This window comes from Teichococcus globiformis, assembly GCF_042646265.1.
In the GTDB taxonomy this organism is placed as follows: Bacteria; Pseudomonadota; Alphaproteobacteria; order Acetobacterales; family Acetobacteraceae; genus Pseudoroseomonas; species Pseudoroseomonas globiformis.
The window spans coordinates 248,173-261,607 of the sequence record NZ_JBHRTN010000004.1 but is presented as its reverse complement, the minus strand read 5'-3'; the positions used below and the strand labels follow the sequence as shown (position 1 = coordinate 261,607).

Sequence of the window (13,435 nt, the reverse complement as noted above, 5' to 3'; positions counted from 1 at the left end):
TTGCCGTTCAGATCCACTCCGCCGCATCGCGCCCCGGCAGCGGGGCGGGCCTGTGCCAGCCGGCCGGGGTTTCCGTCAGGATGGCGGCGTGGCGGATGGCGGCGACGCGCCCCCGCGCCCCGTCATGTTCTTCCAGCAGGTCAGCGATCTCGGCTTGGCCCGGATCAGGGGCGTCAAAGCCATGCGGCAGCCGGCCCAGACTGCGCAGCCATTCGGCGGTGGCACCCAGAGAAACCCGCACGAGCCAGGATCCGCCTTCCTCCGCTCGCCGCATCAGCGCCACCATGGCGCCCAACGCCAGGAGGTAGCCTGAGGCATGATCCAGCGCCTGGCAGGGGAGCGGCTTTGGATTGCCGGGGGCGTCGGCCGCATCGGCCTCGTCCTGGTTGAAGCCGGTGACGGTCTGCACCAGCGAGTCGAAGCCGCGCCGCATGGACCAGGGTCCGAGATGCCCGTAGGCGGAGAGGCTGGCATAGACGATCCCCGGACGCGCCGCCGCGGCGCTTGCCGGGCCGAAGCCCAGCCTCTCCAACGCCCCTGGCCGGAAGGATTGCAGAAACACATCCGCCTCCCGGAGCAGCGTTTCCAGCCGTGCGGCCTCCCCGACCCGCCGCAGGTCGAGCTGGGCGCCCCGCTTGCCGCGCCCCGTATCCATGTCGAGCGCGGCGATGGTCGGCAGGTGCGGCGCGCTGACATGCAGCACTTCGGCGCCATGCGCGGCGAGGCAGCGGCCCGCCACCGGCCCGGCGATGATGCGGGTCATCTCCAGCACCCGCAGTCCTGCAAGGGGTCGGTCAGCGGCCGGCGGCAGGGGTACGGGCGGCGCATCGCCGATGCGCTCCAGGATAAAGGGAGGCTGGCCGCGCAGCGCCGTGGCCTGCGGATGTGCCCGCCAGTTCACCTTGTCGCGCAGCATGGCGACGCAAAGTCCGGCTTCGGCCGCTGCGGCCTCGAATTCGGCTGCTCCGCGCTGCTGCAGGGCGGCGGCGACAGCATCCCGCCGCGGTGGGATGCTGCCCAGCAGCGCCAGGATGCCGTCGCGGTGATGCGGAAAGTTGGTGTGCAGTCGCACGGAACCGCCGTCGCCGCAGCGATACAGCCCGGCCAGAGCATCCCATGGATCGGGCGGCGGTTTGCCCCCAACGCGCAGGTGACGCTCGCTGCGGAACTCCGCGAGCGCGTGGCGCTGATCCACCGCAACGGCCTGCGGTAGACCCCCGCGGCGCCTGTGGATCTCCGTGGCGGCCAGGGCGGCGGCGGCGATGCTGGCCTGGGCGGCTGCGCCGACCCGGAACGAGGATGGCAGACCAGGTCCGCTACCGGACAGTGTCGCAGCCTCCGCCAGCGCCGCCGGCAAGGCGGCTTCGTGCAGCAGGGCGCGCAAAGCGGCATGGGCGTGGGTTGGCACGGCAAGGCTCCTCTGCGGCTGCGGAGAAGTTTCTCCACCCCGCGCGGGCTCGGCAAGCCATGCGGCGCGTGGAGACCGGAATGCCGGCTTGTTGCCTTGGGACGGAAGTCTGGAAGGCATTGAGCCATTCGTCCGACGCCTTGCCGGCGCCCTGCTTCGCCGCCACTTTGAGTGTTCTGAGGGGGATGAACACGGGATGCAGACAAGCTTCGCGCCGGAACGGCTGACGGACCCGGACCTCCGGGAATCCAACGACATTCTGCGCCGCTGCGTGCATTGCGGCTTCTGCACCGCCACCTGCCCGACCTTTGTGCTGCTGGGCGATGAGTTGGACAGCCCGCGGGGGCGCATCTACCTGATCAAGGACATGCTGGAGAGCGGCGGTCCGGCCACCGAGCCGGTGGTGCGGCATGTGGATCGCTGCCTGTCCTGCCTGTCCTGCATGACGACGTGCCCCTCCGGCGTGAACTACATGCATCTGGTGGACCATGCCCGCCGCCATATCGAGGAAACATACCGCCGCCCCTGGCCGGAACGTCTGCTGCGTCGCCTGCTGGGCTCGGTGCTGCCTTATCCAAGGCGGTTCCGCCTGGCGCTGGCCGGAGCCGGGCTGGGGCGCCGGGCCGTCGGCCTGCTGCCGGGGCAGGGCACCATGGTGCGGCGGCTCCGCGCCATGCTGGCCTTGGCGCCGCAACATCTGCCGTCGGCGGGCGACAGTGCCCGCCCGCAGGTGCACCCTGCCCAGGGACAGCGGCGCGGCCGCGTGGCGTTGCTGACCGGGTGCGCGCAGACGGTGCTGTCGCCCTCCATCAACGAGGCGACGATCCGGCTGCTGACCCGGATGGGCATCGAGGTGGTGGTCAGTGCCGGTCAGGGATGCTGTGGCGCCTTGAATCACCACATGGGACAGCACGATCCGGCCATGGCCCACGCCCGCGCCAATATCGAAGCCTGGATGCGGGAGATCGAGGGTGAGGGCCTCGATGCCGTGGTCATCAACGCGTCCGGCTGCGGCACCACCGTGAAGGATTACGGCTTCATGTTCCGCGCCGAGTCCGGTCCCTGGCCGGAGCGTGCCGCGACCGTGGCCGGGCTTGCGCGCGACATCTCGGAAGTGCTGGTGCAGTTCGGCTACGCACCCACGCGGCCGGCGCCGGGTCTGACAGTCGCCTACCACGCCGCCTGCAGCCTTCAGCATGGCCAGAAGGTGACGGCGGCGCCCAAGCAATTGCTCGCCCGGGCCGGCTTCACCGTGCGCGAGCCAGCCGAGGCGCATCTCTGCTGCGGCTCCGCCGGCACCTACAACCTGATGCAACCCGAGATCGCCTCGCGCCTTGGCGCGCGCAAGCGGGCCCAGCTTGAGAAAACCGGCGCGGTGCTGGTGGCCAGCGGCAATATCGGCTGCCTCACCCAGTTGGGCGGCGGCGGGCTGCCGGTGGTGCACACGGTGGAGTTGCTGGACTGGATGGCCGGGGGACCCTGTCCGTCGGCCTGTTCCTCAGCGGGCACCGTGAACGGCACCGCCTGACCTAAAGGCCGCCAGGCGCCCGGCCTGTCCGCCTCAGGCGGCGAGCTTGCGCGCCGCGCCGTCGCGCGCCAGCACGGCCAGGGCTTCGGCGACCAGGCCGGCGGCTTCTTCCGATCCGGCCTCCAGGCAGACGCGCTCCGCATGGCTCAACAGCCGCAGCACGGCAGCGAGGTCACGCTGCGCCTGATGAGGCCAGAGGACCGCGGCGATCGGGGTGTCCATGGAGCGTGCGCCTGCAATGACGTTGTGATGAGGGGCGCCGCATACACGGCCAGGCGCCGTGCGGCCAGGAAAAAGCGCGGGAAGTGGCAGCCGGCCGCTTCTACTGAAGCGAAACTGTCACACCAAACGTGCCACGCAGATGCTCCGGCAGCAGGGCCGCAGCCATCGCGGTATGGCGTGCCGCATCCACCGCCCCGAGCCGACGGCATTCGGACTCGATGTAGGACAGCATCATCACCAGGGCGTCACGGTCCACCTGCTTGGGTTCTGTCGGATCTTCAGCGGCGGCGGGGGTGGCTAAGGCGGTCATCATGTCCAGCCTGAAAGGATGTCAGCGGGGGTGCTGAACTATCACAACTTCGCGATTACGAAGAATCCACCGTCCTTGCAACCAACAAGTGTGCTCCGGGGAAAACTTGATGGCCGGTGTTGCAATCCTGCCAGGGCTTCACGCCAGATATGCGTATGCCCGTATCCAATCTCCACCTGTCCGTGGGTTGAAGCGCCTGAAACCCCGATCAGGGGCTTGATCCGCAACAAGGACGTGGCATCCGTGTTGGCGGTGTGATGCGATGTCGGCGTGGGGCCTTGGTGGCCCCGCCCATCACAAACAGGGAGGGATCGTCCCCATGGCAAGAGTGGCCCTGGTCACTGGCGGGCAGCGGGGCATCGGCGCCGCCATCAGCGAGCAACTGCAAAAGGCCGGCCGCAAGGTTGTCGCCTCCTATGCGGGCAACGACGCCGCCGCGCAGGCCTTCACCGAGCGCACAGGCATTCCTACCGTGAAGTTCGACGTATCGGACTTCGAGGCCTGCCGCGCCGCGATGAGCAAGGTGGAAGCCGAGCATGGCCCGGTCGAGATCCTGGTGAACAATGCCGGCATCACCCGGGACAACACCATGAAGAAGATGGACCGGGAGATGTGGGATGCGGTGATCGACACCAATCTCGGCTCCTGCTTCAACCTCTGCAAGCTGGTGTGGGAAGGGATGAGCAGCCGCAAATTCGGCCGCATCGTCAACATCGGCTCGATCAACGGACAGGCCGGCCAGTACGGTCAGGTGAATTATGCCGCCGCCAAGTCGGGAATCCACGGCTTCACCAAGGCGCTCGCCCAGGAAGGCGCCAAGGCCGGCATCACGGTTAACGCCATCGCCCCCGGCTATGTGGATACGGAAATGGTTCGCGCCGTGCCTGACGACGTGCTGCAGAAGATCATCGCCCGCATTCCACGCGGCAGGCTCGGCACTGCGGATGACATTGCCCGCGGCGTCTGCTTCCTGACTGCCGATGAGGCCGATTTCATCACCGGATCGACACTGTCGATCAATGGCGGCCAGCACATGTACTAAGGACAGGGCCGGGGCGGGGCCTGGCCCCGCCCGGTTTGCTTAACGGTTGGCGGCCGCCTCGCGATCGACCACCATCTTGTTGGCGGCCCAGGATACGACCGCGACGATGATGGCGCCGATAAAGGCCGCCCCGAAGCCGTCGATCCGCATTCCTGGCATCACCAGTGCCGTCAGCCCCAGCATGGCCGCGTTCACTACCAGGGTGAACAGCCCAAGGGTGATGAGGTTCAGCGGCAGGGTCAGCAGCATCAGGACCGGCCGGATCAGGGCGTTCACCACGCCAAAGACGATGGCGGCGATGATGGTGACGATCGGGCCGGAGAAACTGATGCCGTCGATCAGCCATTCCGCGACCCAGAACCCGACCGCCGTGATCAGCGTGCGCAGCAGAAAACCCATGACAACTCTCCAAGCCTGTTCCCGCGGCGCAACGCGGCTGCGCCTTGGCGGTTGCATGGCAATGCTGTCCGGGCTGCCGCATGTGCAGTTTCCGCGGCAACGCGAGTCACAACGAAGCCAACTCACACCGACCGGCTGCCGGGCAGTTCAAGACCAAACCTGAGCGTAATGACGATGCGGGACCGGAAGGAATTTCGTCGCATCCCACGGATCCGGAGGTTTTCCGCTGTGGTCTTAACCGTTCGTTAGGAAAGCTGTCGCACAGGTTTCACATGGCAAAGTTAATGCTCGCGGCACGGCGCCCTGGCGGCGCCAGGAACAGCATTCCTGATTGGGAGCATCCGCCAACATGGCCGACACCACGCCCGCAGCGAAAAACGTCATTCTCCTGATTTCCGACGGGGCCGGTGTCGGCACCTGGGACGCGGCCAGCTACTTCCAGCATGGTGAGCTGGGTCAACAGGCCTATGACGACTTTCCCGTCCAGGGCTACATGACCACTTACCCGCTGACCACCTCCTCCACCCCGACCTTCGATGAGGGCGGGGTGGATGGCCAGGCGCTTGGGTATGATTTCACCAAGGTGTGGAACGCCGCGCCAGCCGAGGGAATGTTCGGTGAATACCCCGCCGCCTTCGAGGGCTACGAGTACCTGCGCGAGAACGTTACCGACAGCGCCGCCGCCGGCACTGCCCTGTCAACGGGTGTGAAGACCTACAACAACGCCATCAGCTACGACAACAATGGCAACAAGCTGATGAACATCGGCGACTATGTGGTTGAGGCCGGCAAGGCGCTGGGGGTCGTCACCTCCGTGCAGTGGTCGCACGCTACGCCGGCCGCCTTTGCCGCGCACAACGAGAGCCGGAACGACTACGCCAGCATTTCCAAGGAGATGATCGAGAGCGGCCAGGCCTCTGTCATCATGGGCGGCGGTCATCCATTCTACGACGCGAACGGCGAGTTCCGCATCCCGACCAGCCCGGACGACTACAATTATGTCGGTGGCGCCGAGACCTTCATGGAGGTGATGTCGGGCAACACGGATTACAGCTTCATCGACAGCATGGCGCAGTTCGAGGCCCTGGCGGACGGCTCCTACACGCTGGCCGATGGCGAGAAGATCCTGGGCACTTTCCGCAACGGCTCGACCCTGCAGCAGGGCCGGGACGAGGGCGCCGGGATGCTCGACAGCATGCCCGAGCTTTCCACCATGGCTGAGGGCGCGTTGAACGTCCTGGGCCAGAACGATGAAGGCTTCTTCCTGATGGTCGAGGGCGGCGCGGTAGACTGGGCCGCCCACGCCAATGACCTGGAGCGCATCCTGGAAGAGCAGATCGCCTTCAACCAGACCGTCGAGTCGGTGGTGAACTGGGTCGAAACGAACTCTTCCTGGGACGAGACCATGGTGGTGGTCACCACCGACCATGGTAACGGCCTGCTGCTCGGCCCCGACGCCACCACCGACGCATTCCAGCCGGTGCAGAACAACGGCGCAGGCAACCTTCCGGGCGTCTCCTGGCACACCGGCAACCACACCAATGAGCTGGTGCCGCTGTGGGCCAAGGGCGCGGGCTCCGAGCTCCTGGCCGACGCCGCCACCCGCATCGATCCGGGACTTGGCAACTACGCCTACCGCGAGATGGGCTACACCTATCTCGACAACACCGACGTGTTCGACGCCGCGTATGCCGCGATGGGACTAGGTGCCAAGGACGTGGCCGAAGTGCCGACGCCCGAAGATGCGGGCTGCGGCTGGAAGTTCCAGCCCGAGGCTGACCTGCTGGCCGCCTGAGGGGTCGTGCCTTCCGGCTCTCGGCCGTGGTTGATGCAGGGGGCGGCGCGCCGGGAGGTGCGCCGCCCGTTTCCGTGTGGACACAGCTTGGGGTCCGGTCTGCCGCGCTGCTACATCGGCCGAAACAGATGCGGGTCGGACCATGTGCCTTTCCCTCCAGCCGCCTCAGTCCATTCCGCCGGCCTTGTCACGCGCATGAGCCGTGCCACCCTGGCAGGCCTCGGCGCGATGCTGCTCTGGGCTTTTCTCGGACTGTTGGCGCGGATGGCGGCCGGTGTGCCGCCGCTGCAGGTCACCGCCATGGCCATGGCGGTGGGCGGAGTGGTGGGGTTGGCGGTGACGGCGCGGCGCGGCAGGCTCGGACGGCTGCGCCAGCCGGCGGCGGCCTGGCTACACGGCGTGGCAGGCCTTGCCGGGTATCACAGCCTGTACTTCGCAGCGCTTGCTCTGGCACCGCCGGTGGAGGCCAATCTGGTCAACTACCTTTGGCCGCTGCTGATCGTGCTGCTGTCGGCGCCGGTGCTGGGGCTCCGGCTGGGCCCCGGCCATCTGGTGGGCACCGCGCTCGGCTTCGCCGGCTGTGCCCTGCTAATTGGGGGCGGCGCCCGATTTCCACCGGGGGCGTGGCCGGGACTGGTCTGTGCGGCCACCGGCGCCGTTGTTTGGGCATCCTACTCCGTTCTGGCGCGGCGCTTCTCGGCGGTGCCGACGGAGGCGGTCACGGGCTTTTGCCTCGCCGCCTCCGCACTCACCGCGCTGCTGTCCCTGATGTTCGAGCCGGTGGTGCTGCCGGATGCCCGGCAGGCTGGAGCCATCCTGCTGCTGGGCCTGGGACCGGTCGGAGGCTGCTTCTTTCTGTGGGATATCGGGATGAAGCGAGGCGATCCTCGGCTGCTGGGCACGATGGCCTACGGCATCCCTGTGCTGTCCACCTTGCTGCTGCTGGCCGCCGGGGAAGGAGAGCCGAGCAGCCGGGTTGCCACGGCCGCGTTGCTGGTCGCGACCGGCGGCGTTGTTGCCTCGTGGCAGCGGAGCGATGTCAAGGATCCTTGACACTGCCGATCCACCAGGCTTTGTAAAGGAAACTTGACAGCCGGAGCAGCCTCGATGAACCAGCGCAGCTACTATGTTGAATTCGGATGTGCCATGGGGGCCTACGTGGTGCTGCTCCTGATCTCCATCCTGCTGCTGCAATCGGGCTTGGCACAGGGTCTCTGGCGGATACCGACCGCGCTGCTGCCCATGCTGGCCGGGGCGGCCATCTGCTGGACCGTGTTGCGCCAGCTCGGCCGCCTCGACGAGTTGCAGCGCCGTTTGCAACTGGAAGCGCTCAGCGTGGCCTTTGCCGGAACTGCGCTGATCACCTTCAGCTACGGCTTTCTGGAGGGAGTAGGGTTTCCGCGCCTGCCGATGTTCGCCGTGTGGCCGGTCATGGCTGTGCTGTGGATCGGCGGGCTGCTGGCAGGACGCCGGCGCTTCCGGTGAAGAACCGGGTGCGCGAGCTTCGTGCGGATCAGGGCTGGTCGCAGGCCGAATTGGCGACGCGTCTCAGTGTTTCGCGGCAAACGGTGCACGCCATCGAGACGGGGCGTTACGACCCCAGCCTGCCCTTGGCCTTCCGCATCGCCCGCCTGTTTTGCCGGCCGGTTGAGGCGGTGTTCGAGGAGGAGCGGGACCCGCCGGATTGAAGACGCTCAGCGCGGCGGCGACGCTGGCGGCATGATGTCGAAGTGCAGCACATCCTCTCGGTGGCCGAGCTTGGCATACAGCGCAATGGCCGCGTCGTCGCCGTGGTCGGCCTGCACGAACACCGCCCAGGCACCCCGCTCGACCGCGATTTCGCCCAGCCGGCCGATCAGCGCCGTAGCGATGCCGCGGCGGCGATGCGTCTCCGCCACGGCGAGGTCGTAGATGTAGATCTCCCGCCGCCTGCGCTCGAATTTCTCCAGCTCATAGGCGACCAGGCCGCCGCGCACCGCCCCGTCCTCCAGCGCCGCCAGCACCACGATGTGCGGCTTTAGCAGCAGATCCGTCAGCCAGGCATCGTCGGGTGGTGCCCCGCAATAGGTTTCAGGATCGGCGAAAGCTTCGGCGAACAGCGCGTTCAGGGCCCGCATGATCGCCAAATCCGGCGGGCCAAGACGCATGATGGGATAGGAGCAGCGCGACATGGCTCCAGCCTAAGGCAAGGCGGTGCCGATGCGCGAGCAGCGTGGCAGGGCGTCAGGCTTTCGGGCAGCGCCACAGGCCCCGCAGGATCTCCGCGGCGCCCTGGTGCTTCGGGCCCTCATCCAGCACCACCGTGCCTTCCAGACATTCCACCATCTCCAGCGGGGCGAAGGCGTGCTCGGCGGTGATGCGGGTCCAAAGCAGGGCGGGATCGCGCGGACCGCCGCTGCGGCGCCCATTCTGGGCCAGCGTGAAGCCTTCCAGCAGCAGCATCCCGCCGGGCGCCATGGCACGGCACGCATGGGCCGCCACAAGGGCACGATCGGCCGGCGGCAGGTGCAGGAAGATCCAGGCGACCAGGTCGAACCGGGCTTCAGGCCAGGACCAGCGGGTAAGGTCGGCGGTCACGCCGTGCAGCGCAACTCCCCGCCGCTTCGCCAGCATCTCGGCCCGCGCCAGACCGGTGGCAGACCAGTCCACCGCCGTGACCTCCAGCCCCTGGGTCGCGAGCCACACCCCGTTGCGCCCCTCGCCATCGCCGAGGCAGAGCGCCTTCATGCCCGGCGCCAATCGCGGCGCCATGCTCTCCAGGTACCGGTTGGGCGCCTGCCCGAACAGCCAGGCATCCTGGCCGTACCGCGCATCCCACGCAGCGGCGTCGCTCACGGCAACCAGCCGGGCGGTGCCATCTCGAAGCCTGCGAAGTCGAAGGCGGGGCTGACGGTGCAACCCACCAGCGTCCAGGCGCCAAGGCTTGCCGCCGCCTGCCATTCGCCGGGCCGGACAAGCGCGAAGGGCTCCTGGCCGGCGGACAGATCCGGCCCCAGCAGTGCTTCCCGGCGGGAGCCATGTTGGGCCAGGGACAGCCGCAAGGGTGCTCCGGCATAGAAATGCCAGGCTTCGGCGGCATCCACGCGGTGCCAATGGCTGCGCTCACCAGCCGCCAGCAGGAAGTAGATCGCCGTGCCGGCGCCGCGCCCGCCCCCTACGGGGGTGTCGCGCCAGATTTCCCGGTAATGCCCACCCTCGGGGTGTGGCGCCAGGCTCAGCGCCGCAATCACGGCCGGGGCGGGCAGGGTGGGGTCACGCAGGTCGAACACGCGTCAGGCCGTCGGCGGCAGGGTTCGGGACAGCGCCGGGCTCGCCTCCACACTGGCAAGCCAGGCGGCGAGCTTCGGATGGGTGGCGCGCCAACCCAGTTCCGGGAGTCGCAGGTCCAGATAGCCCAGCGCACAGGCAGCCGCGACGGCGCCAATCTCAGCCAGCGCTGCGGGCGGCGAAGCTTCCAGCGCCGCCAGGCCGCGCCGGATGGCCGCGAGTTGCCGTTCCTGAAAAGCAGCCTGCCGCGGCGTCGGGCCGGCTTCCTCCTGCTGGGCGCGTCCCTGTTGCCGCGCCACGGCCGCATCGGCGATGCCATCCGCGAGCGCCTGCAGTGTCAGCGATGCGATGCGGGCCGGGCCGGGCGCGGGAAACAGTGGCGCCGCATTGCCCAGCCCATCCAGGTACTCGCAGATCACCGGGCTGTCGTAGATGGCCGTGCCGTCCTCGGTCACCAGGCACGGGATCTTGCCCAAGGGATTGGCCGCCTGCAGGTCGCCGGGATTCTGCATCGGGCTCGTGGGCACCAGCTCGACCTTGCCCTGGAGGCCGCGCAACAGAACACAGGCCATGACCTTGCGGACATACGGGCTGGTCGGGGAATGGAACAGCTTCATCATAGTCCTAACCCCCGCCTTAGCGAAAATTGTCCTTGCCGGCGCGAATTCGCCCCAGCTCGGCCGCGGAGCCGGCGCGCAGGAAGGGATTGGTCTGCATTTCCTGCGCCAGTGTGACGGGCACCGTCGGCAGCCCTTCGGCGCGCAGCTTCGACACCTCGTCCGCCCGGGCCTTGAGCGCGGTGTTCTCCGGCTCCACGGTTACCGCGAAGCGGGCATTGCTCTCTGTGTACTCATGGCCGCAGCAGATCAGGGTTTCCAGCGGCAGCGGCTTCAGCAGGGACAGGGCGCGGAACATGTCTTCCGGCGTGCCTTCCAGCAGTCGCCCGCAGCCCAGCGAAAACAGGGTGTCCCCGCAGAGCAGCACATGCCCGTCCGGGAAGTGGAAGGCGATATGGCCGATCGTATGGCCGGGGCTGTCGATCACCTCGCCCACCGTTTCGCCGAGCTTGACGGCGTCGCCGGGTGCCACGGCCTGGTCGAGCGCGGGCAGGCGGTGCGCGTCGGCCTGGGCGCCCACCACCCTGGCGCCGAAGCGCGTGCGAACCTCCTCCACCCCGTCGACATGGTCCGCATGGTGATGCGTCAGCAGAATCAGGTCGCAGCGGCCTCCGGCCTCCTCCAGCGCCTTGATGGCGGGCGCTGCCTCGCCGGGATCGCAGATGGCGGTGGCGCCGGTAGCCTGGTCGCGCAGCAGCCAGGCATAGTTGTCCGAAAGGCAGGGCACGGCCTGGACGGTGACGGGCATGGCAAATCTCCTTCGGGGGCGCGCAACCGGACGTGTCAGCGCCGGCATCCCGCCCTATATCCAACCTATGAACCCTGAGGTCCATGATCCGGCCCATGGGCAACTCCACGGACACCGGGAGTTCTACGCTTCCCCGGCCGGACTGGTTGCCGCCCGCCTTCTACGCGAACGCCTGCTCGGCTTCTGGCCACGGCTGGAGGGGCGGGAGGTGCTGGGCCTCGGCCACGCTGCGCCGTACCTGCGGCTATGGCGGGAGGAAGCCGCACGGATCCTGTGCGCCAGCCTGCCGGAAACCGACGCCGTGCCCTGGCCTCCTGGCGGCCCCGGCCTCTGCGCCCGGGTTGAGGACGAGTCGCTGCCCTTTCCCGACCTGTCCTTTGATCATGTGCTGCTGGTGCACGGGCTGGAGCACACGGAAAATGCGCGGCGGATGCTGCGCGAGGTTTGGCGGGTGCTGAAGGATGACGGCTCGCTACTGATCGTGGCGCCCAACCGGCGCGGCCTGTGGGCGCATGTGGAGAACAACCCCTTCGGCCAGGGGCGACCCTATTCGCCTGGGCAGCTTTCGCGGCTGCTCCGGCGCAACATGTTCGCCATCGAGCGGCGCGACAAGGCGTTGTTCCTGCCTCCTTTCCGCTCTCGGCTGATGCTGCGCGGGGCGCGGGCTTGGGAAATGGCCGGCCGCGCTCTGGCGCCGCGCTTCGCTGGCGTGGTGATGGTCGAGGCGCGCAAGGAACTCTACGGCGTCATGCCCAAGGCGGCGCAGAAAGCGCCCAGACGCCGCGTCAAGGTGGTCGAGGGCGCCTGGGCCGCACGCGGAGATGATTTGCCCGCCGCCGCCCGCCATCGGCCATGATCCTGCTCGCACCTCCGTGAGAACACGGAGGAAAACGGGAGGGAACCGATGCATGACCAAAAGAGGATGCAGGATCAGGACCGTGGGAAAGCGGGCGGCGCTGCCCGTCGGGCCTTTCTTGGCGGTGCGATCGGGGCGGCTGCGCTGATGCCGGGCCTGATCCAGCGAGCCGTGGCGCAGGCGCCCGAGGGACGCAGCTTCGGCCCGGGCGTGGTGACTCGCTATCCCGATCCGGACATCGTGGCGATCGATCCGAAACGCTTCACGGCGAAGATCGGCAACACCGCCATCCGTCGGCTGCACACCGGGATGGGCTGGGCGGAGGGGCCGGCCTGGCATGCCACCGGCCGCTTCCTGATCTGGTCCGACATTCCGGCCAACGAGTGCCTGAGGCTGACGGAGGAGAACGAGCAGGTTTCCCGCCGGTTCCGCAGTCCCTCGGGCTTCTCCAACGGCAACACCTTCGATCGGGAAGGGCGGCAGGTGGCGTTCCGCCACTTCAACCGCGACGTGGCCCGCTACGAGCCGGATGGCCGGCTGACCGTGCTGGCGGCGCGCGGGCCGGATGGCGAGTTCAATGCCCCGAATGACGGCGTGGTGCACCCGGAGGACGGCAGCATCTGGTTCACCGATCCCGGCTATGGCGCGCTGCTGGAATATGAGGGGACGCGCGCCGAAACAGGCAGCCCGCGCCCGTACATCAAAGAGGCGGTGTACCGGATCGATGGCCAGAGCGGCGCCGTGACCAAGGTGGCCGATCAGCCCTACAAGCCCAACGGCCTGTGCTTCAGCCCCGACTACCGTCGCTGCTACGTGGCCGATACCGGCAGCAGCCACTACGGCGAGGCGAAGAACATCGTCTGGGTGTTCGATGTGGAAGGGCAGACGCTGCGCAACCCTCGCACCTTCTGCAGCATGGAGATGGACGGCAAGTCAGGCATGGCCGATGGCATACGCTGCGATACAACCGGCAACCTGTGGGTCGGCGGCGGCTGGGTGGGTGACGGCTATGACGGGGTGCATGTGTTCGCCCCCGACGGCCAGCGCATCGGCCTGATCAAGCTGCCGGAAATCTGCGCCAACATCTGCTTTGGCGGCGCGCGGCGGAACCTGCTGTTCATGTGCGCCAGCCAGTCGCTCTACGTGGTGCCGGTGGAGGCTCGCGGAGCGCATTTCTGTTGATGGAGCGTTGGCTTCGGAGGGGGGCTACCCCCCTCTTGAGCCATTTCAAGGTTGATGTGAA

Annotated in this window: 17 protein-coding genes; 8 read left to right on the top strand and 9 right to left on the bottom strand. The window is 67.9% G+C overall.

The window, feature by feature from the left end; all coding sequences use genetic code 11:
• Window positions 1-7: 7 nt before the first annotated feature.
• Window positions 8-1,408 carry a CoA transferase gene (locus ACFOD4_RS03090; protein WP_379593844.1) on the bottom strand — a complete coding sequence of 467 codons (1,401 nt, stop codon included), beginning with the start codon at window positions 1,406-1,408 and terminating at the stop codon, window positions 8-10.
• Window positions 1,409-1,604: 196 nt separating this feature from the next.
• On the opposite strand from ACFOD4_RS03090, the gene glcF reads away from it, so the two are divergent.
• Window positions 1,605-2,936: a glycolate oxidase subunit GlcF gene (glcF, locus tag ACFOD4_RS03085; RefSeq protein WP_379593832.1), complete on the top strand. Its 1,332-nt coding sequence runs from the start codon at window positions 1,605-1,607 to the stop codon at window positions 2,934-2,936.
• 33 nt (window positions 2,937-2,969) lie between these two features.
• On the opposite strand, the gene ACFOD4_RS03080 is transcribed toward glcF, so the two are convergent.
• Entirely contained in the window at window positions 2,970-3,158 is a 189-nt protein-coding gene (locus ACFOD4_RS03080) for a soj family protein (protein WP_379593824.1), read from the bottom strand.
• A 100-nt stretch (window positions 3,159-3,258) separates the two neighbouring features.
• Window positions 3,259-3,468: a hypothetical protein gene (locus ACFOD4_RS03075; protein ID WP_379593819.1), complete on the bottom strand. Its 210-nt coding sequence runs from the start codon at window positions 3,466-3,468 to the stop codon at window positions 3,259-3,261.
• 319 nt (window positions 3,469-3,787) lie between these two features.
• On the opposite strand from ACFOD4_RS03075, the gene phbB reads away from it, so the two are divergent.
• The gene (gene phbB / locus ACFOD4_RS03070; RefSeq protein ID WP_379593813.1) at window positions 3,788-4,510 is read left to right on the top strand and encodes an acetoacetyl-CoA reductase; all 723 of its coding nucleotides are present in this window, start codon (window positions 3,788-3,790) and stop codon (window positions 4,508-4,510) included.
• A 39-nt stretch (window positions 4,511-4,549) separates the two neighbouring features.
• Here phbB and ACFOD4_RS03065 read toward each other — a convergent pair whose 3' ends face one another.
• Window positions 4,550-4,909, bottom strand: a complete 360-nt coding sequence (locus tag ACFOD4_RS03065; protein ID WP_379593802.1) for a phage holin family protein — start codon at window positions 4,907-4,909, stop codon at window positions 4,550-4,552.
• A 349-nt stretch (window positions 4,910-5,258) separates the two neighbouring features.
• Here ACFOD4_RS03065 and ACFOD4_RS03060 point away from each other — a divergent pair, with 349 nt between their 5' ends.
• The 4 genes from ACFOD4_RS03060 to ACFOD4_RS03045 all read left to right on the top strand — a co-directional run bounded on the left by ACFOD4_RS03060 (window position 5,259) and on the right by ACFOD4_RS03045 (window position 8,392).
• Window positions 5,259-6,704 (top strand): alkaline phosphatase, encoded by a 1,446-nt coding sequence (locus tag ACFOD4_RS03060; RefSeq protein ID WP_379593800.1) that lies wholly within the window; start codon window positions 5,259-5,261, stop codon window positions 6,702-6,704.
• A gap of 195 nt (window positions 6,705-6,899) precedes the next feature.
• Window positions 6,900-7,757 (top strand): aromatic amino acid exporter YddG, encoded by an 858-nt coding sequence (gene yddG, locus ACFOD4_RS03055; protein WP_379593790.1) that lies wholly within the window; start codon window positions 6,900-6,902, stop codon window positions 7,755-7,757.
• Window positions 7,758-7,811: 54 nt separating this feature from the next.
• Entirely contained in the window at window positions 7,812-8,189 is a 378-nt protein-coding gene (locus ACFOD4_RS03050) for a hypothetical protein (RefSeq protein WP_379593788.1), read from the top strand.
• 8 nt (window positions 8,190-8,197) lie between these two features.
• A complete protein-coding gene (locus tag ACFOD4_RS03045) occupies window positions 8,198-8,392 on the top strand; it encodes a helix-turn-helix transcriptional regulator (RefSeq protein WP_456316860.1) in 195 nt (64 codons plus the stop codon).
• Between the two features lie 6 nt (window positions 8,393-8,398).
• On the opposite strand, the gene ACFOD4_RS03040 is transcribed toward ACFOD4_RS03045, so the two are convergent.
• The 5 genes from ACFOD4_RS03040 to gloB form a co-directional block, all read right to left on the bottom strand.
• Window positions 8,399-8,851 carry an AAC(3)-I family aminoglycoside N-acetyltransferase gene (locus ACFOD4_RS03040; RefSeq protein WP_379594725.1) on the bottom strand — a complete coding sequence of 151 codons (453 nt, stop codon included), beginning with the start codon at window positions 8,849-8,851 and terminating at the stop codon, window positions 8,399-8,401.
• 76 nt (window positions 8,852-8,927) lie between these two features.
• On the bottom strand, window positions 8,928-9,539 hold the full coding sequence (locus ACFOD4_RS03035; protein ID WP_379593768.1) for a class I SAM-dependent methyltransferase: 612 nt from the start codon (window positions 9,537-9,539) through the stop codon (window positions 8,928-8,930).
• Entirely contained in the window at window positions 9,536-9,973 is a 438-nt protein-coding gene (locus tag ACFOD4_RS03030; protein WP_379593766.1) for a cupin domain-containing protein, read from the bottom strand. Before ACFOD4_RS03030 ends, ACFOD4_RS03035 begins: the two co-directional genes overlap by 4 nt.
• 3 nt (window positions 9,974-9,976) lie before the next feature.
• Complete coding sequence (locus ACFOD4_RS03025; RefSeq protein ID WP_379593764.1) at window positions 9,977-10,591, bottom strand: glutathione S-transferase N-terminal domain-containing protein; 615 nt, start codon at window positions 10,589-10,591, stop codon at window positions 9,977-9,979.
• A gap of 16 nt (window positions 10,592-10,607) precedes the next feature.
• The gene (gene gloB / locus ACFOD4_RS03020; protein WP_379593759.1) at window positions 10,608-11,336 is read right to left on the bottom strand and encodes a hydroxyacylglutathione hydrolase; all 729 of its coding nucleotides are present in this window, start codon (window positions 11,334-11,336) and stop codon (window positions 10,608-10,610) included.
• Between gloB and ACFOD4_RS03015 the strand changes: the two genes are divergently transcribed.
• Entirely contained in the window at window positions 11,335-12,192 is an 858-nt protein-coding gene (locus ACFOD4_RS03015) for a class I SAM-dependent methyltransferase (RefSeq protein WP_379593752.1), read from the top strand. The genes gloB and ACFOD4_RS03015 overlap by 2 nt on opposite strands.
• A 48-nt stretch (window positions 12,193-12,240) precedes the next feature.
• Window positions 12,241-13,374 carry an SMP-30/gluconolactonase/LRE family protein gene (locus tag ACFOD4_RS03010; protein WP_379593750.1) on the top strand — a complete coding sequence of 378 codons (1,134 nt, stop codon included), beginning with the start codon at window positions 12,241-12,243 and terminating at the stop codon, window positions 13,372-13,374.
• Window positions 13,375-13,435: the final 61 nt, after the last annotated feature.

Coding starts and splice junctions, on each gene's coding strand:
- ACFOD4_RS03050 (WP_379593788.1), top strand. CDS start 7,812: ATGAACCAGCGCAGCTACTATGTTGAATTCGGATGTGCCATGGGGGCC.
- ACFOD4_RS03040 (WP_379594725.1), bottom strand. CDS start 8,851: ATGCGTCTTGGCCCGCCGGATTTGGCGATCATGCGGGCCCTGAACGCG.
- phbB (WP_379593813.1), top strand. CDS start 3,788: ATGGCAAGAGTGGCCCTGGTCACTGGCGGGCAGCGGGGCATCGGCGCC.
- ACFOD4_RS03025 (WP_379593764.1), bottom strand. CDS start 10,591: ATGATGAAGCTGTTCCATTCCCCGACCAGCCCGTATGTCCGCAAGGTC.
- ACFOD4_RS03075 (WP_379593819.1), bottom strand. CDS start 3,468: ATGACCGCCTTAGCCACCCCCGCCGCCGCTGAAGATCCGACAGAACCC.
- ACFOD4_RS03065 (WP_379593802.1), bottom strand. CDS start 4,909: ATGGGTTTTCTGCTGCGCACGCTGATCACGGCGGTCGGGTTCTGGGTC.
- ACFOD4_RS03080 (WP_379593824.1), bottom strand. CDS start 3,158: ATGGACACCCCGATCGCCGCGGTCCTCTGGCCTCATCAGGCGCAGCGT.
- ACFOD4_RS03015 (WP_379593752.1), top strand. CDS start 11,335: ATGGCAAATCTCCTTCGGGGGCGCGCAACCGGACGTGTCAGCGCCGGC.
- ACFOD4_RS03060 (WP_379593800.1), top strand. CDS start 5,259: ATGGCCGACACCACGCCCGCAGCGAAAAACGTCATTCTCCTGATTTCC.
- glcF (WP_379593832.1), top strand. CDS start 1,605: ATGCAGACAAGCTTCGCGCCGGAACGGCTGACGGACCCGGACCTCCGG.
- ACFOD4_RS03010 (WP_379593750.1), top strand. CDS start 12,241: ATGCATGACCAAAAGAGGATGCAGGATCAGGACCGTGGGAAAGCGGGC.
- gloB (WP_379593759.1), bottom strand. CDS start 11,336: ATGCCCGTCACCGTCCAGGCCGTGCCCTGCCTTTCGGACAACTATGCC.
- yddG (WP_379593790.1), top strand. CDS start 6,900: ATGAGCCGTGCCACCCTGGCAGGCCTCGGCGCGATGCTGCTCTGGGCT.